Genomic DNA, 20,479 nt, shown 5'->3' on the forward strand with positions numbered 1-20,479 from the left:
GTGATGAGTTCATGGAAGCGGATGTGCGGGTCGTGGCCCGTGTCCGGCAGCTCCACGCCCAGCGCCTTGGCATTGGCGCTGAGCTGATGGTGGATGTGAGCTTCCAGCTTGTCGGGCTGCTGCAGCCGCCCTTCGGCAAAGCTCAGGCGAATGACCGGGTAGCGTCGCCCCCAGTCCCAATGGTCGGCGAGAAACAGCCGCGGGCGGTTGGCCACCGCCGGGTCCACCCCCAGCGCCACGGCGGCCTCACCGCCTTCAAAGAGCGCACGCTGGCCGGCAAAGGCCTGGGCGATGGTGTCGATCAGCAGCGACTTGCCAAAGCGGCGCGGGCGCGACAGGAAGTAGTACTTGCCGCTGTCGGCCAGTTGCGCCACCAGGGGCGTTTTGTCGACGTAGTAGTAGCCCCCATCGCGGATGTCGCGCAGGGTTTGGATGCCGATGGGCAGCTTGCGGCGCGTGGTCATACAGCCATGATAGCTGGCTGCCATGTTGGTGGACAATGACCCCGTATGGAGGCGATGCCAAGCGTCAACCCGAGGGTGCGGCCGGCAGGCCGTGGTGGTGCGGTGCCCGCCGGGCAGGGCTGGGGCGTGCTGGGGCCGTGCACGTGCGGGTGTGCGCACGGCGCTGGGGTGGGGCGAGCATGGGGCTGAACGCGCGGCTGCTGCCGGGGCACCACCTGCGCTTGCTGGAGGGGGCGGCGCAGTTGGTGCCGGCCATGGTGCGGGCGATCGACCGTGCGCAGCGCTTGGTGCATGTGGAGACGTACATCTTTCATTTCGCCAACGCGGCGCTGGCCGTGGCCCAAGCCCTGGAGCGTGCCGCGCAGCGGGGGGTGACGGTGCGGTTGGTGGTGGACGCGGTGGGCACGCCGCGCCTGCCGCCCGGGTGGGCGCAGCGCTTCGACGCCGCCGGGGTGCAGTGGCGCATGTACCGGCCGTTGGGCTGGCTGGGGCTGGCCATCCCCAGCCGCTGGCGACGGCTGCACCGCAAACTGTGTGTGGTGGACGGGGTGCTGGGTTTTTGCGGGGGCATCAACCTGATCGATGACTGCGACGACGTGGTGCTGGGGCGGCTGCCGCAGCCACGGTTGGACTTCGCGTTGCAGGTCAGTGGCCCGGTGGTGGCCGAGATGCTGGAACAAATGGAGCAGCTTTGGTGGCGCATGCAGGCCGTGCGCTCGGTGGCCGAGCGCGACCTGCGCCGCGCCTGGGAGGCGTTGCGCGAGGGGGTGCCGTGGCTGGACGAGGTGCTGCGCGCGGCGCCACCCGCGCCGCCGGAGGGGATGCGCTGGCCCGAGGCGCGCGGCGCCGCGGCCGCGCTGCTGTGGCGCGACAACCTGCGCCACCGTCACGCGATCGAGCGGGCGTACCTGAAAGCCATTGGCAGCGCGCGCCAACAGGTGATCATCGCCAATGCGTACTTCATTCCCGGGCGGCGGTTGCGCCGTGCGCTGATCCAGGCGGTGCGCCGCGGGGTGCGCGTGCAGTTGCTGATCCAGGGCAAGTACGAGCGCTTTTTGCAGTACCACGCCCCGCGCCCGGTGCACCAGGCGCTGCTGGCCGCGGGGGTGGAGATTCACGAGTACGCCCCCAGCGCCCTGCACGCCAAGGTGGCGGTGGTGGACGACCGCTGGGCCACGGTGGGCTCCAGCAACCTAGACCCGATCAGCCTGCTGCTGGCGCGCGAGGCCAACGTGGTGACCACCGACCGCGGTTTTGCCACCGCCTTGCGCCGGCGGCTGGAGCACCTGCTGCGCACCCGCGGCCAGGCGCTGGACCTGGCCACGCTGCGCCGCCGCCCCTGGCACGAAAAGGCGCGCGACGCGCTGGCGTTTGCCGTGATGCGGGCGGTGCTGTTTTTGACCGGCCACCGCTATTGACGCCATGCGCCGTGGGCGCAACGCACGCGGGGGCTTGCGCGAGGTGTTAGGATGGACGCATGCTCATGCCCAACCCTGACGCCATGACGGACACCCAGCCGCACGACGACGGCGTACCGGTTTCGGTGCGCATCCGCGAGCGCCTGCGCGCGGCGCGCAAGCGTTTTCACGCCAACGACAACATCGCCGACTTTATCCAGCCCGGCGAGTTGGAGCAGTTGCTGGACGAGGTGACCGACAAGATGCAGGCGGTGCTGGACAGCCTGGTCATCGACACCACCAACGACCACAACACCGAAGACACCGCGCGGCGGGTGGCCAAGATGTACCTGAAGGAGGTGTTCGCGGGGCGCTACACCAAGGCGCCGACGATCACCGAGTTCCCCAACGCCGAGCACTTGAACGAGCTGATGATCGTGGGCCCGATCACCGTGCGCAGCGCGTGCAGCCACCACTTTTGCCCGGTGATTGGCAAACTGTGGATCGGCGTGATGCCCAACGAGCACACCAACGTCATCGGGCTGAGCAAATACGCCCGGCTGGCCGAGTGGATCATGGGCCGGCCGCAGATCCAGGAAGAGGCGGTGGTGCAGCTGGCCGACCTGATCCAAGAAAAAACCCAGCCCGACGGCTTGGCCATCGTGATGGAGGCGACGCACTACTGCATGGCCTGGCGCGGCGTCAAGGACTTGGACAGCCGCATGATCAACTCGGTCATGCGCGGGGTGTTTTTGAAGGACGCCAACCTGCGGCGGGAGTTTTTGTCGCTGCTGCCGCGCCAAGTGCAGCAGTGAAAGGGGCGGGCGATGCTGGTGCGATTGCTCTACGTCAGCCGGGCGCGCGAAGGCCACACGCAGCAGGACATCGAAGACATCCTGCACTCGGCGCGGCACCACAACCTGCACAACGGCATCACGGGCATTTTGTGCTACGGTGGCGGCATTTACCTGCAGGCCATCGAGGGCGGGCGCGGGGCGGTCAACCGGCTGTACAAGCAGATCATCGAGGACCCGCGTCACCACGACGTGGAGCTGCTGCTGTACGAGGAAATTGCCGAGCGGCGTTTTGGCGGCTGGACGATGGGGCAGGTCAACCTGTCCAAGCTCAACACGTCGATCGTGCTGAAGTACTCCGAGCGGCCCGAGTTCGACCCCTACAGCGTGTCGGGCAAGGTGTCGCTGGCGTTGCTGGAGGAGTTGATGGCCACGGCCAGCATCATCGGGCGCGCGTAGCGTCGCCGCACACCGGGCAATCCGGACGGCGCGCCAGTTGCACGTCGGTGAATTGGCTGGCGCGGCCGTCGAACATCAGCAGGCGGCCGGTCAGCGCTGCGCCCATGCCGGCCAGCAGCTTGATGGCTTCGGCGGCCTGCAGCGTGCCGATGATGCCCACCAGCGGCGCAAACACCCCCATCGTGGCGCAGCGCACCTCCTCAGGCGCGTGCTCAGGCGGGAACAGGCAGGCGTAGCAGGGGCTGGTCGGCTGGCGCGGGTCGTACACCGCCACCTGGCCGTCCAGGCGGATGGCCGCCCCCGACACCAGCGGCACGCGGTGGCGCACGCAGGCACGGTTGATGGCGTGGCGGGTGGCGAAGTTGTCGGTGCAGTCCAGCACCACCTGTGCATCGGGCACCAGGGTGTCGAGCAACGCTGCGTCAGCGCGCTGCTGGATGGTGTGCACCTGCACGTCGGGGTTGATGGCCAGCATGGCCTGCCGGGCCGAAACCACCTTGGGCTGGCCGACGCGCTGCAGCGTGTGCGCGATCTGGCGCTGCAGGTTGGTGGTGTCCACCGTGTCGGCGTCCACCAGCGTGATGCGGCCCACGCCGGCGCTGGCCAGGTACAGCGCCACGGGCGAGCCCAGCCCCCCCGCGCCGACGACCACGGCATGGGCGGCCAGCAGCCGCTCCTGCCCCTCGATGCCGATGTCGTCCAGCAGGATGTGGCGCGAGTAGCGCAGCAACTGCTCGTCGGTCATGGCGCGACGGGTCAGTTGTCGGCTTTGGCCGGCCGCTCGGTGGCGGTTTTGCTGGCCACCACCGGCAGGCCTTTGAGGTGGTTGAGCGCCTGCTGCAGCTGGAAGTCTTTGTCGGAGCCGAATTCGGGCAACAGCCGCGTGCCGGGGTTTTTGCGCTGTTCTTCTTCCAGGCGCTGGCGGGCCGCTTCGCGTTCGCGCTCGCGCTGGCGGGCGGCCTCGCGCTCGGCGTCGGTCAGGGCTTTTTCGTCGGGGCCGGCCAGGTGTTTTTCCAGGTCGGCTTCCCGCGTGCGCAGCGCGGCAAACAGGTTGCCCTCGGGCGTTTCGTCCACCCAGATGTCGGGCACGATGCCCTTGGCCTGGATCGAGCGGCCGCTGGGCGTGTAGTAGCGCGCCGTGGTCAGCTTGATGGCGGTGTCCGGCCCCAGCGGGCGCACCGTTTGCACCGAGCCCTTGCCAAAGGTCTGGCTGCCCATGATGGTGGCGCGCTTGTGGTCTTGCAGCGCGCCGGCCACGATTTCGCTGGCGGAGGCCGAGCCTTCGTTGACCAGCACGACCACCGGCAGCCGCTTGAGCGCCCCTTGCGTGTTGACGGTCAGCCGCGCGATGGGGTCGGTGCCGGCACGGCGCAGGTAGTCACGCGGTGTGGCGCGGTAGGTGGCTTTGCTTTCTTCCAGTTGCCCGTTGGTGGTGACCACCACCGCATCGTCGGGCAAAAAGGCTGCGGCCAGCCCGACGGCGGCGTCCAGCAGGCCGCCGGGGTCGTTGCGCAGGTCCAGCACCAGCCCCTTGAGCTTGGGCTCGGCGCGCACGATCTCTTCCAGCTTGCGCGCGAAGTCCTCCAGCGTGCGCTCCTGGAACTGCGACACGCGCACCCACGCGTAGCCGGGTTCGACCACCTTGGCGCGCACGCTGACGGTTTTGATTTCCTGCCGCGTGATGGTGACGCGGAAGGTGCGGTTTTCGTCACGCCGAAACACCGTCAGGTCGACCTTGGTGTTGGGCTCGCCGCGCATGCGCTTGACCGCTTCGTTGATGGTCAGGCCTTTGACGGCGGTGTCGTCGATCTTGGTGATGAGGTCGCCGGCCTTGAGCCCGGCTTTGAACGCGGGTGAGTCTTCGATCGGCGACACGACCTTGACCAGCCCATCTTCCATCGTGATTTCGATGCCCACGCCGACGAAGCGGCCCGAGGTGCCCTCGCGGAATTCCTTGAAGCTCTTGGCGTCGAAATACTGCGAGTGGGGATCCAGCGCCGCCACCATGCCGCTGATGGCGTCGGTGATGAGCTTTTTGTCGTCCACCGGCTCGACGTAGTCGCTCTTGATGATGCCGTAGACGGCGGCGAACTGCTGCAGCTCCTGCAGCGGCAGCGGCGCAAACGTGGCGCGCGCCGTGGCTTGCAGCCCGACGGTGGTCAGCGCTCCGGCCAGCGCGCCCAGCGCCAGCCAACCTGCGATGCTTGCTTTGTGCCCCATGGTGTAACCTGCGTGCTCGTTGCGCGGCACTATACACCTTGGAGGCGCGGCGTGACGCCCGAGTTCTCGGCAGCCCTGGCCGCGGGGCGGGTTGGGGTGTGCCCGTGCCTTCAGGCGCGGCCCTGGCGCGCCACCGCCGCGGCCGCAGCTTCGGCCGCCGCCGCGTCGCCCAGGTAGTAGCGGCGCAGCGGGCGCAGCTCGGCGTCGAATTCGTACACCAGCGGCACGCCGTTGGGGATGTTGAGGTTGACGATGTCGGTGTCCGAAATGCCGTCCAGGTGCTTGATCAAGGCGCGGATCGAGTTGCCGTGCGCCGAGATCAGCACGCGCTGGCCGCTGCGGATGGCCGGGGCGATGGCTTCGTTCCAGTACGGCACCACGCGCGCCACCGTGTCCTTGAGGCACTCGGTCAGGGGGATTTGCTCGGGCGCCAGGTGGGCGTAGCGGCGGTCGTGGCGCTGGCCGCGCGGGTCGTCGGGCGTGAGCGCCGGCGGCGGCACGTCGTAGCTGCGGCGCCACAGCAACACCTGCTGCTCGCCGTACTGGCGCGCCATGTCGGCCTTGTTGAGCCCTTGCAGCGCGCCGTAGTGGCGCTCGTTGAGCCGCCAGTCCTTGACCACCGGCAGCCAGGTGCGGTCCATTTCGTCCAGCACGTACCACAGCGTGTGGATGGCGCGCTTGAGCACGCTGGTGAAGCACAGGTCGAAGTCCCAGCCCTCGTCGCGCAGCAGGCGGCCGGCGGCGATGGCCTGCGATACCCCGGTGGGCGTGAGGTCGACGTCGGTCCAGCCGGTGAAGCGGTTTTCCAGGTTCCAGGTCGATTCGCCGTGGCGGATGAGGACGAGCTTGTGCATGGTGCAGGCGTGCGCGGCAGGCGCACGAGGTTGGGTGGCCTGTGGGGAAAACCCCAACATTCTAGAATACCGGGCGGGGCAGGCCGCGCGTGCGGCGCTGCGTCATGAACCCAACGAGGAACGCTCAACCGTGGATTTTTTGCTCGACAACTGGGTGCTGGTGGCGGTGGCCGCCGGCTCGGGCTTGATGTTGCTGTGGCCGGTCATTTCGGGCGGCGTGGCGGCGGGGGTGGACCCCACGCAGGCGGTGCAGTTGATCAACCGTGACAAGGCGGTGGTGATCGACGTGTGCACGCCGGCGGAGTTCGCGGCCGGCCACGTCGCGGGCGCGCGCAACGTGCCGCTGGACCAGCTGGCCGAGCGGCTGCCGCAGGTGGTCAAGGACAAGAGCGTGCCGGTGGTGCTGGTGTGCGCCTCGGGGGTGCGCTCGCGTCGGGCGGCGGCGCTGGCCAAAAAACTGGGCTACGAGCGCGCCGTGTCGCTGGCCGGGGGCATGGCCGCGTGGCGCGCGGCCAGCCTGCCGGTGCAGCGGGGATGAGCCCACCCCCAACCTTGGAGATCGCACCGTGGCCCACGTCAAGATCTACAGCAGCGACTACTGCCCGTACTGCCACCGCGCCAAGGCGTTGCTGCGCGCGCGTGGCGTGACCGAGTGGGAGGAAATCAACGTCGATGGCCGCCCGGATGTGCGGCAGGCCATGGCGCGGCTGGTGGGGCGCACCAGCGTGCCGCAGATTTTTATCGATGGGCAGCACATAGGGGGCTGCGACGATCTGCACGCGCTGGATGCGCGCGGCGGCTTGGAGCCGCTGCTGCGCGGCCAGGGTTGACAGAGCGCTGCGGCTGGGCACGGGGCGGCGTCGTGCGCGGAAGGGGCGGACGCCGCTGCCATAATCGTGGGCTGAACCAGCCGCGAACCGGTGGGCGATGGGCGCCCGCGGCGCTGGCTGTGGCAACCTACCTGAGCACCCAACCATGGCGGACGAACAGCAAGCCCCGACCCCCGTATTCCAAATCCAGCGCGTGTACCTGAAGGAGGCCTCGCTGGAGCAGCCCAACTCCCCGGCCATTTTCCTGGAGCAACAGCAGCCCAGCGTCGACATCCAGCTCGGCGTCGAGGCGCAGTCGCTGGCCGAAGGGGTGTTCGAAATCGCCGTGGCGGCCACCGTGCACACCAAGATCGGCGAGCGCACGGTGTTTCTGGTCGAATGCAAGCAGGCGGGGATTTTTGAAATCCGCCACATCCCGCAGGAGCTGATGCAGCAAATCATCGGCATCCAGTGCCCGCGGATCGTCTACCCCTACCTGCGCGCCAACGTGGCGGACCTGATCCAGCGCGCAGGCTTCCCCCCGGTGCACCTGGCCGAAATCAACTTCCAGGCCATGTACGAGCAGCAGCTGGCGCAGCAGCAGCAACAACAGGCGGCCGCCAACGGCCAGGCTTGACGTCCGCGGCGGGCTATGCGCATCACGTTCATCGGCGCGGGGGCCTGGGGCACCGCGCTGGCGGTCGTCGCAGCGCAAGCGGGGCACGAGGTGCGCCTGTGGGCGCGCGACGCCGACCAGGCGGCGGCCATGGCGCGCGAGCGCGTCAACGCCCGCTACCTGCCGGGGGTGCCGTTGCCGGCCGCGCTGCAATGCGCCGGGGGCGACGACACGGCGCTGCGCCCATGGCTGACCGACACCGAGTTGGTGGTGCTGGGCGTGCCGATGGCGGCGTTGCGGCCGTGGCTGGCCCGGCTGGCCGAGGTGTGGCCGGCGGGTGGCCCCGCCGCGCCGCCGGTGGTGTGGCTGTGCAAGGGTTTCGAGCGCCCGCAAGCCGCCGATGCGCCGGGCTTGCTGGGGCACGAAATCGCGCAGCAGGTGGCGCCTGCGCTGGCGGTGGGGGTGTTCAGCGGCCCCAGTTTTGCGCGCGAGGTGGCGCAGGGGCTGCCCACCGCGCTGGTGGCCGCCAGCGCCCACGCCCATGTGCGCGACGCCCTGGTGGCGGCGTTCCACGGCCAGGTGCTGCGGGTGTACGCCAACGACGACGTGGTCGGCGTGGAGGTGGGCGGGGCGGTCAAGAACGTGCTGGCCATCGCCACCGGCTTGAGCGATGGGCTGCAACTGGGCCACAACGCGCGCGCGGCGCTGATCACGCGCGGCTTGGCCGAGATGACGCGCTTGGGGCTTGCGCTGGGCGCACGCGCCGACACCTTCATGGGCCTGACGGGCTTGGGCGACCTGGTGCTGACGGCCACCGGTGACCTCAGCCGCAACCGGCAGGTGGGTCTGCGGCTGGCGCAGGGCATGAACCTGAGCGCTGCGGTGGCCTCGCTGGGGCATGTGGCGGAAGGGGTTTACAGCGCCCGCACGGTGGCGCTGCGCGCCGCGCAGCTGGGGGTGGATGTGCCGATCACCCAGGCGGTGGTGGCGGTGCTGGACGGCCAGCTCGACGCCCGCCGCGCCGTCGAGCGCCTGATGGGCCGCGACCCGCGGGCGGAGTGAGCCCGCCTGCCTGGTGCGCGGCCGTCCCGCCCTGTCAAAACTCCCAGTTGTCGATGAGGCGCGTGCGTCCCAGGCGTGCGGCGCCCAGCACCACCAGCGCGCCAGGGCGGAGGTCGTGCGGCTCGGGCGGCAGCAGGTCGTGGCGGCGGCGCACCGTGATGTAGTCGGGCTGCCAGCCTTGCGCCGCCAGCGTTTGCATGGCGCGCTGCTCCAGCGCCGCCAGGTTGTGCTCGCCGCCCAGCACGTCGGCCGCCACGGTGCGCAGCGTCTGCACCAGTTGCGGGGCCTGGGCGCGCTCGGCCGCCGACAGGTAGCCGTTGCGGGAGCTGAGCGCCAGACCGTCGGGCGCACGCGCCGTGTCCAGGCCATGGATCGTGATGGGCAGCGCAAACTGCTGCACCATGTGGCGGATCACCATCAGCTGCTGGTAGTCTTTTTTGCCAAAGACGGCGTGGCGCTCGCCGCGGGCGTTGGCAAACACGCACTGGAACAGCTTCATGACCACCGTGCACACGCCGGTGAAAAAGCCGGGCCGAAAATGCCCTTCCAGCATGTCGGCCAGGGCCGGGGGCGGCTGCACCTTGAAGGTCTGGGGCTGGGGGTACAGCTCCTCTTCGGCCGGGGCAAAGACGATGTCACAGCCCAGCGCCGCGAGCTTGTCACAGTCCGCCTGCAACGTGCGCGGGTAGGTGTCGAAGTCCTCGTGGGGCAAAAACTGCAGGCGGTTGACGAAGATGCTGGCCACCGTGACGTCACCCAGCGTGCGCGCGTGCCGCACCAGGGCCAGGTGGCCGTCGTGCAGGTTGCCCATCGTGGGCACGAAAGCGGGGTGGTCGTGGCGCGCCAGCGCTTGGCGCAGCTCGGCGATGGTGTGGATGACCTGCATGGTGTCAAACGGAAGGAAGTTACCAGGCGTGCAGCGCGTCGTCGGGGAAGGTGCCGTCTTTGACGGCGGCCACGTAGGCGGCCATGGCGTCGCGCACGCTGGCGGCGCCTTCCATGAAGTTGCGCACGAATTTGGGCGTTTTGCCCAGATGGATGCCGAGCATGTCGTGCATCACCAGCACCTGCCCGGCGGTGCCGCGCCCGCTGCCTATGCCGATGGTGTGGCAGCGCGGCAATTGCTGGGTGATCTCGGCGGCCAGCGCGGCGGGCACCATCTCCAGCACCAGCATCGTGGCGCCGGCGTCTTGCAGCGCCAGCGCGTCGCGGCGCAGGCGCTCGGCCTCGGCGTTCGAGCGGCCCTGCACACGGTAGCCCCCCAGGGCGTGCACGGTTTGCGGTGTCAGGCCCAGGTGCGCGCACACGGGGATGCCGCGCTCGACCAGGAAACGCACCGTCTCGACCGTCCAGCCGCCGCCTTCGAGCTTGACCATGTGCGCGCCGGCCTGCATCAGCGCCGCGGCGCTGCGCAGCGCCTGCTCGCGCGACTCCTGGTAGGTCCCAAACGGCAGGTCGCCAATGACCCACACCGTGCCTTGCACGCGGCGCACGCCGCGCACCACGCATTCGGTGTGGTAGCACATCTCTTCCAGGGTCACGCCCACGGTGCTGGGGCGGCCTTGGCAGACCATGCCGAGCGAATCGCCCACCAACAGGCAGTCCACGCCGGCATGGTCGGCCACCGCGGCAAAGGTGGCGTCGTAGGCGGTGAGCATGGCGATTTTTTCGCCGCGCTCGCGCATCTCTTGCAGGCGCGGCAGGCTGATCGGTTTGCGCGGCGGCAGCGGCGCTGCCGCGGGCAAGGTGCCGTAAGGGGTGCGGGCGGTGGTGTCGCTCATGCGGGGATCCCGGTCGCAGTGTCGAGGCGGGGTGCTAGTCTAGTGCATTCGTTGCACCGCAACAGCGCGACGCCGCGGCCCGTGTCGCGGCCCCGACGGGGTGTGTATGCTTGGCGCCCTGTGCGCATGCCCGCGCTGCTTTGCGATGATGACCATGGCTTCACCGATGACCGCTCGACCCGACCCGCTCAGCCTGCAGCCGCCGCTGCCCGACGTGCAAACCCAAGCCGCCGCCGACGCGGCGCGCGCGCTGGCCGAGGACGTGGGCCCCGGCGACCTGACCGCGGCGCTGGTGGACGAGCAGCTCACGATGCGCGCGCGCGTGCTGGCACGCCAGGACGCCGTGGTGTGCGGCCGGCCGTGGGTGGAGGCCGCGCTGCATGCGCTTGACCCGTCGGCGCGCTGGAGCTGGCACGTGGCCGAAGGGCAACGTGTGGCGGCCGGTGGCACGGTGTTCGAGGTGCAGGCCCACGCCCGCGCCCTGCTGAGCGCCGAGCGCACGATGCTGAACTTTTTGCAAACCCTGTCGGCGGTGGCCACCCACACGCGCCGCTACGTGGATGCGGTGGCGGGCACGCGCGCGCGCATCTGCGACACGCGCAAAACCCTGCCGGGGTTGCGTGTGGCGCAAAAGTACGCGGTGCGCGTGGGCGGCGGGCTCAACCATCGGCTGGGGCTGCACGACGCCATCCTGATCAAGGAAAACCACATCGCCGCGGCCGGGGGCGTGGCCGCCGCGCTGCAGCGCGCGCAGGCGCTGGCGCCGCAGGCGCTGTTCGTGCAGATCGAGGTCGAGACGCTGGCCCAGTTGGACGAAGCCCTGGACGCCGGCGCGCGGTTGATCCTGCTGGACAATATGGACCTGGCGACGCTGCGCGAGGCGGTGCGGCGCAACGACGCTCACCCCGGCGGCGGGGCGGTGTTGGAGATTTCGGGCGGCGTGACGCTGGCCAACGTGCGTGCGTTGGCGGAGACGGGCGTGGACCGCATCTCGGTGGGGGCGCTGACCAAGGACGTGCAGGCGGTGGACCTGTCGATGCGGCTGCTGCCCTGCGCGTGAGCGCGCCGTGGGCATAGGAAGGCGAAGATGGAACATGTGATCGAAGTCGAAGTGGAGCAGCCCGCGTGCACAACGCGCCACGCCTGGGCGCGCGTGCCCGAGGAGCCTTCCCCCGCCGAGCGCGAGGCCCTCAAGGCCCGCATCCGCACGCTGCTGCGTGAGCGCGACGCCGTCATGGTGTCGCATTACTACGTGCACCCCGATTTGCAAGACTTGGCGGAGGAAACCGGCGGCATCGTCAGCGACAGCCTGGAGATGGCGCGTTTTGGCCGCGACCACCCGGCGCGCACGTTGGTGGTGTCAGGCGTGCGCTTCATGGGCGAGACGGCCAAAATCCTGTCGCCGGACAAGACCGTGCTGATGCCGGACCTGGACGCGACCTGCTCGTTGGACGTGGGCTGCCCCCCGGACGATTTTGCGGCCTTTCGGGCCCAGCACCCGGACCGCACGGTGGTGGTGTACGCCAACACCAGCGCCGCCGTCAAAGCGCAGGCCGACTGGGTGGTGACGTCGAGCTGCGCGTTGGACATTGTGCGCGCGCTCAAGGACGCCGGCCACAAGATCCTGTGGGCGCCGGACAAGCACCTGGGCGGCTACATCCAGCGCGAGACCGGCGCCGACATGGTGCTGTGGAAGGGCTCGTGCGTGGTGCACGACGAGTTCAAAGCCTTCGAGCTGGAGGCGCTGCGGCGCGAATACCCCGAGGCCAAGGTGCTGGTGCACCCGGAAAGTCCGGCTGCGGTGGTGGCGCAGGCCGATGTGGTGGGGTCGACTTCGCAGATTCTGCAGGCGGCCGCCACGCTGGACGCCAAGGTGTTCATCGTCGCCACCGACAACGGCATGATGCACAAGTTGCGCCAGCGCCACCCGGACAAGCTGTTTTTGGAAGCGCCCACAGCCGGCTCCAGCGCCACCTGCAAGAGCTGCGCGCACTGCCCGTGGATGGCGATGAACGGCCTGCGCGGGGTGCTGCAGGTGCTGGAGACGGGCCTCAACGAGGTGCACGTGGACCCGGCGCTGATCCCACGGGCACGGCGGCCGATCGAGCGCATGCTGGCGTTCACGGCCGCGCGCAAGCGCGGCGAGCCGCTGGGGGCCTTGGTGCCGCATCTGGGGGCGGCCTGAGCCCCAATCCCCCATGGGCGGTGGGGCGATCATCCACCACCGTCCGGGCTGGCGGCGGCAGTCGCCGTAGCATGGTCGCCCGAGCATTGATGAAGGTGGGGTCATGCGAGCGATGGGTCGGCGGTGGGCGTTGTGGGCGACGTGGGTCGCGGCCCCTGCCATGGCCCTGACGCTGGACGACGTGGCCCGTGAAGGCGAGCTGCGCCTGTTGGCCGAACGGCCCGACCCCGGCGCGTACCGCTACGAGGCCGACGTGCACATCGACGCCGCGAGCCTGGAGCAGGGTCTGGTGACGATGCGCACCTGCCACCGCCAGCTCGACCCCACGCACCGCATCGTCGTCGCTTTCAACCCCCAGCGCGTGCGGCGCATCGACATCGCCAGCGTCGAGGGGGTGGGGCGCGCGTGGGTCGAGGGGCGGCGTGTCGAGCTGGCCGACGTGCAACGGGGGGCGCAGGTGTGCATCGACCTGGTCAGCCAGGCGTTGGAGCCGGATGGCCCCGACCGCTGGCGGCTACACGCGGGGCCACTGATGCGGCGTTACCTGGACGGCTACCTGCCGATGGAGGCCACGTTGCACGTGCGCTGGCCGCCAGGTCTGTTGCAAGTGACGGGCACCTCACCCGCCCCTCAGCCCGGCGTCGAGCTCAGCGTGCGCCCCGACGGCGGCACGCTGCACATCATCTTCGCGGGGCGGCTGTCGGCCACGTGGGGGTTGCAACGCCCAACCCAGCCGCACTGACGAAAGAGGGCATCAGCTCGCTGGCGTGTTGTCGGTAACCGCCGCGTCGCTTGGCGCGGGTACGCTGAGTTCGTACAGCGTTTCGGGTGCGATGTCGAGGTTGCCTGGCCACGCCACGGTTCCCCATGCGACGTGGGCCGCTTCGAAAACGCCGGGGGACCGCAGGCGCTGAAAAGGTGCCCGGTCCAGCAGCGGGGTCATGTCGAACAAGCGCGTCTCACCGTTGTCGAAACGCAACCACAAACGCCATGCCGGCAGCGGCCGGACTTCGACGACATCCCACAGAGGCTTCATCGTGCATGGCTCCTTGACCGGCAACGCCGGCTTATTGCAACGGCGCAATACGAAACGGCTCCACGCCTTCCTGGGTCAGTGCCCAATCGGCCATCAGCTCCTCACGGTGCAGTTCAATCCAAGCCTGCACGAGTTTGAGCTGGCGCAGGGGAAGTCGCCTGCCAGCACCTCGCCCGTGTCAATGGCCACGGCCGCTTTGGCGCCCTGGTAGCGCACGTGGATATGCGGACGGTGGTGCTGGCCCCGATCTTCGTAAAAGAGCGCCACCACGATGCCATAAAACATGCTGATGACAGGCGTGGCACGACCCTTCGATGAAGGCTCGGGGCAGTGTAGCACCACGGGCCGCGCCGCGGCGGCTACGCCTGCGCGCGCAGCTCCTGCGTGATGCGCATAGAGCAGAACTTGGGCCCGCACATCGAGCAAAACGGCGCGCGCTTGGCGGCGTCCTTGGGCAGCGTTTCGTCGTGGTAGGCGCGCGCCGTGTCCGGGTCCAGCGCCAGGTTGAACTGGTCCTGCCAGCGGAACTCGAAGCGGGCCTTGGACATCGCGTTGTCGCGGATCTGCGCACCCGGGTGGCCCTTGGCGAGGTCCGCCGCGTGCGCAGCGATCTTGTACGCGATCAGCCCTTGCTTGACGTCGTCGCGGTTGGGCAGCCCCAGGTGCTCCTTGGGCGTGACGTAGCACAGCATCGCGGTGCCGTACCAGCCGATCTGCGCCGCCCCGATGGCGCTGGCCAGATGGTCGTAGCCCGGCGCGATGTCAGTCACCAGCGGCCCCAGGGTGTAAAACGGCGCCTCAAAGCATGCATGCAGTTGCTCGTCCATGTTGGCCTGGATCAACTGCATCGGCACGTGGCCCGGCCCCTCGATCATCACCTGCACGTCGTGCCGCCAGGCGATCTGGGTCAGTTCGCCCAGCGTGCGCAGCTCGGCCATTTGCGCCTCGTCGTTGGCGTCGTGGATGCTGCCGGGGCGCAGGCCATCGCCCAGGCTGAAGGCGACGTCGTAGGCCTTCATGATGGCGCAAATCTCCTCGAAGTGGGCGTAGAGGAAGTTTTCCTGCCCATGCGCCTGGCACCAGCGCGCCATGATCGAGCCGCCGCGCGACACGATGCCGGTCAGGCGCCGCTCGGTCAGCGGGATGAAGTCGCGCCGCACCCCGGCGTGGATCGTGAAGTAATCCACCCCTTGCTCGGCCTGCTCGATGAGGGTGTCGCGAAACACCTCCCAGCTCAGCGCCTCGGGGTCGCCGCCCACCTTTTCCAGCGCCTGGTAAATCGGCACGGTGCCGATCGGCACGGGGCTGTTGCGGATGATCCACTCGCGCGTTTCGTGGATGTGCGCGCCGGTGGACAGGTCCATCACGGTGTCGGCCCCCCAGCGGGTGGCCCACACCATTTTGTCCACCTCGGCGGCGATGTCGGACGCCAGCGCCGAGTTGCCGATGTTGGCGTTGACTTTGACCAGAAAGTGGCGGCCGATGATCATCGGCTCGCTCTCGGGGTGGTTGATGTTGGCCGGGATGATGGCGCGCCCGGCGGCCACCTCCTGGCGCACGAACTCCGGCGTGATCTCGGTCGGGATGCGCGCGCCCCACGCTTGCCCCGGGTGCTGGTGCAGCAGCACCTCGGCCATGCGCTGGCCGCGCGGGCCGCTGGCGCGCAGCGCCTCCAGGTACGCCTGGCGGTTGAGGTTTTCGCGGATGGCGACAAACTCCATCTCGGGCGTGACGATGCCGCGGCGCGCGTAGTGCATTTGCGTCACGTTGGCGCCGGCGCGGGCGCGCCGGATCGGGTGGGCGCGACCCGGGTGACGCAGCGCCGCGGTGGCGGGGTCGGCTTCGCGCTGGCGCCCCCAGGCGCTGCTGGGGCCGCCAAGCGCTTCGGTGTCGCCCCGCGCCTCGATCCACGCCAGCCGCAGCGGCGGCAGGCCGCGACGGATGTCGATGTCGGCGTCGTGCGCGGTGTAGGGGCCGGAGGTGTCGTAGACGAACACCGGCGGGTTGGCCTCGCCGCCCAGCGCCTGGGGCGTGGGGCTTTGCGCGATGGCGCGCATCGGCACGCGCACGTCGGGCTGGCTGCCGGTGACGTACACCTTGCGCGAGCCGCAGATCGGGCCCACGGTGACGCCGGTGGACGCCGCATCGTTGTGGGCCGGGGGGGCGACGGCGATGGGGACGGTGACGGTGGTGGTCATGGAGCGCTCCTCGGGGTGGGTCGGGGGAGGCTCCGGGGGCCGCGCCCTGCGGGGCGGGCGCGCCAGCCAGGGCTGGCGGCACAGGCTCGTCCTTACGCCGGTGTGAACCGGATCAAGTTCGACGGGTTCGGCGCGCGTGCAGCGCCGTCTCAGCCCACTGGTCGTGGACACCCCGGAGCGTGGACGCATTGTACGCCGGGGGCGCGACGACCGTCGGTCCAGCGACCACGGCCAGCGCTGCGCGTGCGGTCGCCGAACCTCCGGGTATCGGCGCGCAAGGCTCTATTTCATGATATGAAAAGGCGGTTCGTCATTCTGAAAGCCAGGCCTGCCGAGGACGTGCGGTTGCCCCTGTGGGCATGGAACGTCATGTCATTATGCGGAAAGTAGTTTCTAACTACCTGTTTTTTAAGTCGTAAAAATAGTCTTCTATAAGACACAAGACTGGTGTTGTGTCTTATAGAAGACTTATACTGAAGTCAAGGCGGCGCGCCCCTGGTTGCCCGTCTCCGCCACCCGGTTTGTTCACCACCTTTTTGTCGACAAGGAGTCTGACCATGACGCAACCCGTGAGCCGTGAGCAGCAGATCGCTGCGCTGGAAAAAGACTGGGCCGAAAACCCGCGCTGGAAAGGCATCAAGCGCGGCTACAGCGCCGCCGACGTGGTGCGCCTGCGCGGCTCGCTGCAAATCGAGTACACGCTGGCCAAGCGCGGCGCCGAAAAGCTGTGGCGCCTGATCAACGGCGAGGCCAAGAAGGGCTACGTCAACGCCTTTGGCGCGGTGACGGCGGGTCAGGCCATGCAGCAGGCCAAGGCGGGCCTGGAAGCGGTGTACCTGTCGGGCTGGCAGGTGGCGGCCGACGCCAACACCTCCGAAACCATGTACCCCGACCAGTCGCTGTACGCCTACGACTCGGTGCCGACGATGGTGCGGCGCATCAACAACACCTTCAAGCGCGCCGACGAGATCCAGTGGAGCCGCGGCATCGGCCCCGGTGACGCGGGCTACATCGACTACTTCCTGCCGATCGTGGCGGATGCCGAGGCGGGCTTCGGCGGCGTGCTCAACGCCTTCGAGCTGATGAAGAACATGATCGCCGCGGGCGCGGCGGGCGTGCACTTCGAAGACCAGCTCGCCGCCGTCAAGAAGTGCGGTCACATGGGGGGCAAGGTGCTGGTGCCGACGCAGGAAGCGGTGGAAAAGCTGATCGCGGCGCGCTTTGCCGCCGACGTGATGGGCGTGCCCACCATCGTGCTGGCGCGTACCGACGCCGAAGCGGCCAACCTGCTGACCAGCGACCACGACGCCAACGACCGTCCGTTCCTGACCGGCGAGCGCACGCAGGAGGGCTTTTTCCGCGTCAAGAACGGTCTGGAGCAGGCCATCAGCCGCGGCGTGGCCTACGCGCCCTACGCCGACCTGGTGTGGTGCGAAACCGGCACGCCGGACCTGGGCTTTGCGCGTGAGTTCGCCCAGGCCATCCACGAAAAGTACCCCGGCAAGCTGCTGGCTTACAACTGCTCGCCCAGCTTCAACTGGAAGAAAAACCTCGACGACAAGACGATCGCCGAGTTCCAGGACAAGCTGTCCGAGCTGGGCTACAAGTACCAGTTCATCACGCTGGCCGGCATCCACATCAACTGGTACAACACGTTCATGTTCGCCTACCACTACGCGCGCGGCCAGGGCATGAAGCACTACGTCGACATGGTGCAAGAGCCCGAGTTCAAGGCGCGCGAACTGGGCTACACGTTCGTGTCGCACCAGCAAGAGGTCGGTGCGGGCTACTTCGACGACGTCACCACCGTTATCCAAGGTGGCAGCTCCAGCGTCAAGGCGCTGGCCGGCTCGACCGAGGAAGAGCAGTTCCACTGATCAGGGTCGGTTGCCGGGGCCCCGCTGGGTTGCCCCGGCGCCGAACGTCGCGCAACCGGCGTGGTCGCCATGGCCCCGCCGGTTGTTTGTTTGATGAGGCGGTTCAGACCAGGCGGCAGGCCTCGTCGAACGGCAGCCGCGGGCTGCGCGGGAACAGCCCGGCCGGATCGCCGTAGCCCAGGTTGCAGATGAAGTTGGTGCGCACGGTGGTGCCGGCCCAAAACGCCGCGTCCACCGCGGCGGCGTCAAAGCCGCTCATCGGCCCGCAGTCCAAGCCCAGCGCACGCGCGGCCAGGATGAAGTAGCCGCCTTGCAGGCTGCCGTTGCGCAGCGCCGTCGCCTGGATCAGCGCCTCGTTGCCGGCGAACCAGTTGCGCGCGTCCGGGTTGTGTGGGAACAGCCGCGGCAGTTGCTCGTAAAACGCCATGTCCATGCCCAGGATGGCCGTGACAGGGGCTGCCGCCGTTTTGGCGCGGTTGCCCTCCATCAGACACGGCAGCAGGCGCGCCTTGGCTTCGGGCGAGCGCACGAACACGATGCGCGTGGGGCTGCAGTTGGCCGACGTCGGCCCCCATTTCATCAGGTCGTACAGGCGCACCAACAGCTCGTCGGGCACCGGTTTGGGCTGCCAGGCGTTGTGGGTGCGGGCGTGGTCGAACAGTTGTTCGGTCGTGATCTGCATCGGGTGTGGCTCCATGCGATGGACGAGAGCCGGCATTGTGCCAAGGCGCCAGGGCCCGCGCCCGGTGTGCGAAAATCGATCTCTTGTTGGTTTGCCCGCCTTGCCGAGCTTCATCGATGATCCAGATCACGCTGCCCGACGGTTCGCAACGTAGCTTTGACGCCCCCGTGACGGTGGGGCAAATCGCCGCCGCCATCGGCCCCGGCTTGGCCAAGGCGGCCCTGGCGGGCAAGGTGCAGTACAGCGACGAGGCCGCGCCTCGGGCGGTGGACCTGTCGTACCCCGTGGAGCGCGACGCGCGGGTGTGGATCCTCACACCCAAAGACCCCGAGGGGGTGGAAATCATCCGCCACTCGACCGCGCACCTGCTGGCCTGGGCGGTCAAGGAGCTGTACCCGGACGCGCAGGTGACCATCGGCCCGGTGGTGGAGGACGGCTTCTATTACGACTTTGCGTACAAGCGCCCCTTCACGCCCGAGGACCTGGCCGCCATCGAAGCCAAAATGACTGAGCTGGCCGCGCGCGACGAGCCGGTGGTGCGCCGGGTGCTGCCGCGCGACGAGGCGGTGGCGTACTTCAAGGGGCTGGGCGAGCACTACAAGGCCGAGATCATCGCCAGCATCCCCGAGGGCGAGACGATCAGCCTGTACCGCGAGGGCGGCTTCGAGGACCTGTGTCGCGGGCCGCACGTGCCCAGCACCGGCAAGCTCAAGCACTTCAAGCTGATGAAGGTGGCCGGGGCGTACTGGCGGGGCGACCACCGCAACGAGCAGTTGCAGCGCATCTACGGCACCGCGTGGGCCAGCAAAGAGGAGCTGCAGGCCTACCTGCACCGGCTGGAGGAAGCCGAGCGGCGCGACCACCGCAAGCTGGGCAAGGAGCTCGATCTGTTTCACATCGACGACCACGCGCCGGGGCTGGTGTTTTGGCACCCCAAGGGTTGGGCGCTGTGGCAGCAGGTCGAGCAGTACATGCGCCAGGTCTACCGCGACAACGGGTACCTGGAGGTCAAGGGGCCGCAAATCCTGGACAAAGCCCTGTGGGAAAAGACCGGCCACTGGGACAAGTACCGGGACAACATGTTCATCACCGAAAGCGAAAAGCGCGACTACGCGATCAAGCCGATGAACTGCCCGGGGCATATCCTGATCTTCAAGCAGGGCATCAAGAGCTACCGGGACCTGCCGCTGCGCTACGGGGAGTTTGGCCAGTGCCACCGCAACGAACCGTCGGGCGGCCTGCACGGCATCATGCGCGTGCGTGGCTTTACGCAGGACGACGGCCACATCTTCTGCACCGAAGACCAGATCCTGGCCGAGTGCGACGCGTTCACACGCTTGCTCAAAAAGGTCTATGCCGACTTTGGCTTCACCGAGATCCTGTACAAGGTCTCGACACGGCCGGCGGCGCGCATCGGCTCGGACGAGCTGTGGGACAAGGCCGAAGCCGCCTTGATGCAAAGCTTGCAGCAGTCGGGCTGCGCGTTCACGCTGTCGCCGGGCGAAGGGGCGTTTTACGGGCCCAAGATCGAGTACACGCTCAAGGATGCCATCGGCCGCGAATGGCAGTGCGGCACGATCCAGGTGGACTTCAACCTGGCCGAGCGGCTGGACGCCGAGTACGTGGCCGAAGACGGCAGCCGCAAGCGCCCCGTGATCCTGCACCGCGCCATCGTCGGCAGCCTGGAGCGCTTCATCGGCATCCTGATCGAGCAGCACGCCGGCGCGCTGCCGGTGTGGCTGGCGCCGGTGCAGGTGGCGGTGCTCAACATCACCGACGCGCAGGCCGACGCCTGTGGCGAAATTGCCAACACCTTGCGCCAACACGGCGTTCGCGTCGCGCTGGATCTTGGCAACGAAAAGATCACCTATAAAATCCGCCAGCAGGCGTTGCAAAAAGTGCCTTACATCCTCGTCGTCGGGGACAAGGAGCGCGCCAGCGGCACCGTGTCGGTGCGCGCGCGCGGCAACCAAGACCTGGGCGTGATGCCGGTGCACGACTTCATCCAGCGCCTGCGCGACGACGTCGCTGCCAAACGTTAGTGT

Annotated in this window: 20 protein-coding genes, 2 pseudogenes and 1 riboswitch; of the genes and pseudogenes, 12 read left to right on the top strand and 10 right to left on the bottom strand. The window is 68.6% G+C overall.

Annotation, left to right across the window (positions count from 1 at the left end; translation table 11 throughout):
• The coding region (locus EDC36_RS00005; RefSeq protein ID WP_165902779.1) for an AAA family ATPase at positions 1–464 on the bottom strand (464 nt) is incomplete at its 3' end.
• A gap of 179 nt (positions 465–643) precedes the next feature.
• Here EDC36_RS00005 and clsB point away from each other — a divergent pair.
• The 3 genes from clsB (at position 644) to EDC36_RS00020 (ending at position 3,114) form a co-directional block, all read left to right on the top strand.
• Complete coding sequence (clsB, locus tag EDC36_RS00010) at positions 644–1,882, top strand: cardiolipin synthase ClsB (RefSeq protein WP_132961218.1); 1,239 nt, start codon at positions 644–646, stop codon at positions 1,880–1,882.
• Positions 1,883–1,947: 65 nt separating this feature from the next.
• Positions 1,948–2,676, top strand: coding sequence for a GTP cyclohydrolase I (gene folE, locus EDC36_RS00015; RefSeq protein WP_132961452.1), 729 nt, complete (start codon positions 1,948–1,950; stop codon positions 2,674–2,676).
• A 12-nt stretch (positions 2,677–2,688) separates the two neighbouring features.
• Positions 2,689–3,114 (top strand): BLUF domain-containing protein, encoded by a 426-nt coding sequence (locus EDC36_RS00020; RefSeq protein WP_132961219.1) that lies wholly within the window; start codon positions 2,689–2,691, stop codon positions 3,112–3,114.
• On the opposite strand, the gene EDC36_RS00025 is transcribed toward EDC36_RS00020, so the two are convergent.
• The 3 genes from EDC36_RS00025 to gpmA form a co-directional block, all read right to left on the bottom strand.
• Positions 3,098–3,859: a HesA/MoeB/ThiF family protein gene (locus tag EDC36_RS00025; protein ID WP_132961220.1), complete on the bottom strand. Its 762-nt coding sequence runs from the start codon at positions 3,857–3,859 to the stop codon at positions 3,098–3,100. The genes EDC36_RS00020 and EDC36_RS00025 overlap by 17 nt on opposite strands.
• Before the next feature lie 11 nt (positions 3,860–3,870).
• Complete coding sequence (locus tag EDC36_RS00030; protein ID WP_132961221.1) at positions 3,871–5,334, bottom strand: S41 family peptidase; 1,464 nt, start codon at positions 5,332–5,334, stop codon at positions 3,871–3,873.
• A 110-nt stretch (positions 5,335–5,444) separates the two neighbouring features.
• Positions 5,445–6,188 (bottom strand): 2,3-diphosphoglycerate-dependent phosphoglycerate mutase, encoded by a 744-nt coding sequence (gene gpmA, locus EDC36_RS00035; protein ID WP_132961222.1) that lies wholly within the window; start codon positions 6,186–6,188, stop codon positions 5,445–5,447.
• A 130-nt stretch (positions 6,189–6,318) separates the two neighbouring features.
• Here gpmA and EDC36_RS00040 point away from each other — a divergent pair, with 130 nt between their 5' ends.
• From EDC36_RS00040 to EDC36_RS00055, 4 genes are all read left to right on the top strand, one after another.
• On the top strand, positions 6,319–6,726 hold the full coding sequence (locus EDC36_RS00040; protein WP_132961453.1) for a rhodanese-like domain-containing protein: 408 nt from the start codon (positions 6,319–6,321) through the stop codon (positions 6,724–6,726).
• Positions 6,727–6,754: 28 nt separating this feature from the next.
• Positions 6,755–7,018 (top strand): glutaredoxin 3, encoded by a 264-nt coding sequence (grxC, locus tag EDC36_RS00045; protein ID WP_132961223.1) that lies wholly within the window; start codon positions 6,755–6,757, stop codon positions 7,016–7,018.
• A gap of 145 nt (positions 7,019–7,163) precedes the next feature.
• Complete coding sequence (secB, locus tag EDC36_RS00050; RefSeq protein ID WP_132961224.1) at positions 7,164–7,634, top strand: protein-export chaperone SecB; 471 nt, start codon at positions 7,164–7,166, stop codon at positions 7,632–7,634.
• 15 nt (positions 7,635–7,649) lie between these two features.
• Positions 7,650–8,675, top strand: a complete 1,026-nt coding sequence (locus EDC36_RS00055) for an NAD(P)H-dependent glycerol-3-phosphate dehydrogenase (protein ID WP_132961225.1) — start codon at positions 7,650–7,652, stop codon at positions 8,673–8,675.
• A gap of 34 nt (positions 8,676–8,709) precedes the next feature.
• Here the strand turns inward: EDC36_RS00055 and panC are convergent, their stop codons facing one another.
• Together panC and panB are read right to left on the bottom strand one after the other, a co-directional pair.
• Complete coding sequence (gene panC, locus EDC36_RS00060; RefSeq protein ID WP_132961226.1) at positions 8,710–9,561, bottom strand: pantoate--beta-alanine ligase; 852 nt, start codon at positions 9,559–9,561, stop codon at positions 8,710–8,712.
• A gap of 19 nt (positions 9,562–9,580) precedes the next feature.
• The gene (gene panB / locus EDC36_RS00065; protein WP_132961227.1) at positions 9,581–10,456 is read right to left on the bottom strand and encodes a 3-methyl-2-oxobutanoate hydroxymethyltransferase; all 876 of its coding nucleotides are present in this window, start codon (positions 10,454–10,456) and stop codon (positions 9,581–9,583) included.
• A gap of 166 nt (positions 10,457–10,622) precedes the next feature.
• Here panB and nadC point away from each other — a divergent pair, with 166 nt between their 5' ends.
• The 3 genes from nadC to EDC36_RS00080 all read left to right on the top strand — a co-directional run bounded on the left by nadC (position 10,623) and on the right by EDC36_RS00080 (position 13,383).
• Positions 10,623–11,516: a carboxylating nicotinate-nucleotide diphosphorylase gene (gene nadC, locus EDC36_RS00070; protein ID WP_132961228.1), complete on the top strand. Its 894-nt coding sequence runs from the start codon at positions 10,623–10,625 to the stop codon at positions 11,514–11,516.
• Between the two features lie 27 nt (positions 11,517–11,543).
• Positions 11,544–12,641 carry a quinolinate synthase NadA gene (gene nadA / locus EDC36_RS00075; RefSeq protein WP_132961229.1) on the top strand — a complete coding sequence of 366 codons (1,098 nt, stop codon included), beginning with the start codon at positions 11,544–11,546 and terminating at the stop codon, positions 12,639–12,641.
• A gap of 160 nt (positions 12,642–12,801) precedes the next feature.
• On the top strand, positions 12,802–13,383 hold the full coding sequence (locus EDC36_RS00080) for a hypothetical protein (RefSeq protein ID WP_132961230.1): 582 nt from the start codon (positions 12,802–12,804) through the stop codon (positions 13,381–13,383).
• Positions 13,384–13,395: 12 nt separating this feature from the next.
• On the opposite strand, the gene EDC36_RS00085 is transcribed toward EDC36_RS00080, so the two are convergent.
• From EDC36_RS00085 to thiC, 3 genes and pseudogenes are all read right to left on the bottom strand, one after another.
• The gene (locus EDC36_RS00085; protein ID WP_132961231.1) at positions 13,396–13,677 is read right to left on the bottom strand and encodes a DUF2442 domain-containing protein; all 282 of its coding nucleotides are present in this window, start codon (positions 13,675–13,677) and stop codon (positions 13,396–13,398) included.
• Between the two features lie 31 nt (positions 13,678–13,708).
• Positions 13,709–13,962: pseudogene (locus tag EDC36_RS00090) on the bottom strand (DUF4160 domain-containing protein).
• Positions 13,963–14,048: 86 nt separating this feature from the next.
• Positions 14,049–15,800: pseudogene (gene thiC / locus EDC36_RS00095) on the bottom strand (phosphomethylpyrimidine synthase ThiC); the annotation flags it as partial.
• A gap of 147 nt (positions 15,801–15,947) precedes the next feature.
• Positions 15,948–16,059: riboswitch (TPP riboswitch) on the bottom strand.
• A 373-nt stretch (positions 16,060–16,432) separates the two neighbouring features.
• On the opposite strand from thiC, the gene aceA reads away from it, so the two are divergent.
• Positions 16,433–17,752, top strand: coding sequence for an isocitrate lyase (gene aceA, locus EDC36_RS00100; RefSeq protein ID WP_132961233.1), 1,320 nt, complete (start codon positions 16,433–16,435; stop codon positions 17,750–17,752).
• Between the two features lie 103 nt (positions 17,753–17,855).
• Here aceA and EDC36_RS00105 read toward each other — a convergent pair whose 3' ends face one another.
• Positions 17,856–18,434 carry a malonic semialdehyde reductase gene (locus EDC36_RS00105; protein ID WP_132961234.1) on the bottom strand — a complete coding sequence of 193 codons (579 nt, stop codon included), beginning with the start codon at positions 18,432–18,434 and terminating at the stop codon, positions 17,856–17,858.
• A 116-nt stretch (positions 18,435–18,550) separates the two neighbouring features.
• Here EDC36_RS00105 and thrS point away from each other — a divergent pair, with 116 nt between their 5' ends.
• Positions 18,551–20,476: a threonine--tRNA ligase gene (thrS, locus tag EDC36_RS00110; protein ID WP_132961235.1), complete on the top strand. Its 1,926-nt coding sequence runs from the start codon at positions 18,551–18,553 to the stop codon at positions 20,474–20,476.
• Positions 20,477–20,479 lie beyond the last annotated feature (3 nt).

The sequence above is a fragment of the Tepidimonas ignava genome, assembly GCF_004342625.1.
Taxonomy (GTDB): domain Bacteria; phylum Pseudomonadota; class Gammaproteobacteria; order Burkholderiales; family Burkholderiaceae_C; genus Tepidimonas; species Tepidimonas ignava.

Coding starts and splice junctions, on each gene's coding strand:
- clsB (WP_132961218.1), top strand. CDS start 644: ATGGGGCTGAACGCGCGGCTGCTGCCGGGGCACCACCTGCGCTTGCTG.
- folE (WP_132961452.1), top strand. CDS start 1,948: ATGCCCAACCCTGACGCCATGACGGACACCCAGCCGCACGACGACGGC.
- EDC36_RS00020 (WP_132961219.1), top strand. CDS start 2,689: ATGCTGGTGCGATTGCTCTACGTCAGCCGGGCGCGCGAAGGCCACACG.
- EDC36_RS00025 (WP_132961220.1), bottom strand. CDS start 3,859: ATGACCGACGAGCAGTTGCTGCGCTACTCGCGCCACATCCTGCTGGAC.
- EDC36_RS00030 (WP_132961221.1), bottom strand. CDS start 5,334: ATGGGGCACAAAGCAAGCATCGCAGGTTGGCTGGCGCTGGGCGCGCTG.
- gpmA (WP_132961222.1), bottom strand. CDS start 6,188: ATGCACAAGCTCGTCCTCATCCGCCACGGCGAATCGACCTGGAACCTG.
- secB (WP_132961224.1), top strand. CDS start 7,164: ATGGCGGACGAACAGCAAGCCCCGACCCCCGTATTCCAAATCCAGCGC.
- EDC36_RS00055 (WP_132961225.1), top strand. CDS start 7,650: ATGCGCATCACGTTCATCGGCGCGGGGGCCTGGGGCACCGCGCTGGCG.
- panC (WP_132961226.1), bottom strand. CDS start 9,561: ATGCAGGTCATCCACACCATCGCCGAGCTGCGCCAAGCGCTGGCGCGC.
- panB (WP_132961227.1), bottom strand. CDS start 10,456: ATGAGCGACACCACCGCCCGCACCCCTTACGGCACCTTGCCCGCGGCA.
- nadC (WP_132961228.1), top strand. CDS start 10,623: ATGACCGCTCGACCCGACCCGCTCAGCCTGCAGCCGCCGCTGCCCGAC.
- nadA (WP_132961229.1), top strand. CDS start 11,544: ATGGAACATGTGATCGAAGTCGAAGTGGAGCAGCCCGCGTGCACAACG.
- EDC36_RS00080 (WP_132961230.1), top strand. CDS start 12,802: ATGGCCCTGACGCTGGACGACGTGGCCCGTGAAGGCGAGCTGCGCCTG.
- EDC36_RS00085 (WP_132961231.1), bottom strand. CDS start 13,677: ATGAAGCCTCTGTGGGATGTCGTCGAAGTCCGGCCGCTGCCGGCATGG.
- aceA (WP_132961233.1), top strand. CDS start 16,433: ATGACGCAACCCGTGAGCCGTGAGCAGCAGATCGCTGCGCTGGAAAAA.
- EDC36_RS00105 (WP_132961234.1), bottom strand. CDS start 18,434: ATGCAGATCACGACCGAACAACTGTTCGACCACGCCCGCACCCACAAC.
- thrS (WP_132961235.1), top strand. CDS start 18,551: ATGATCCAGATCACGCTGCCCGACGGTTCGCAACGTAGCTTTGACGCC.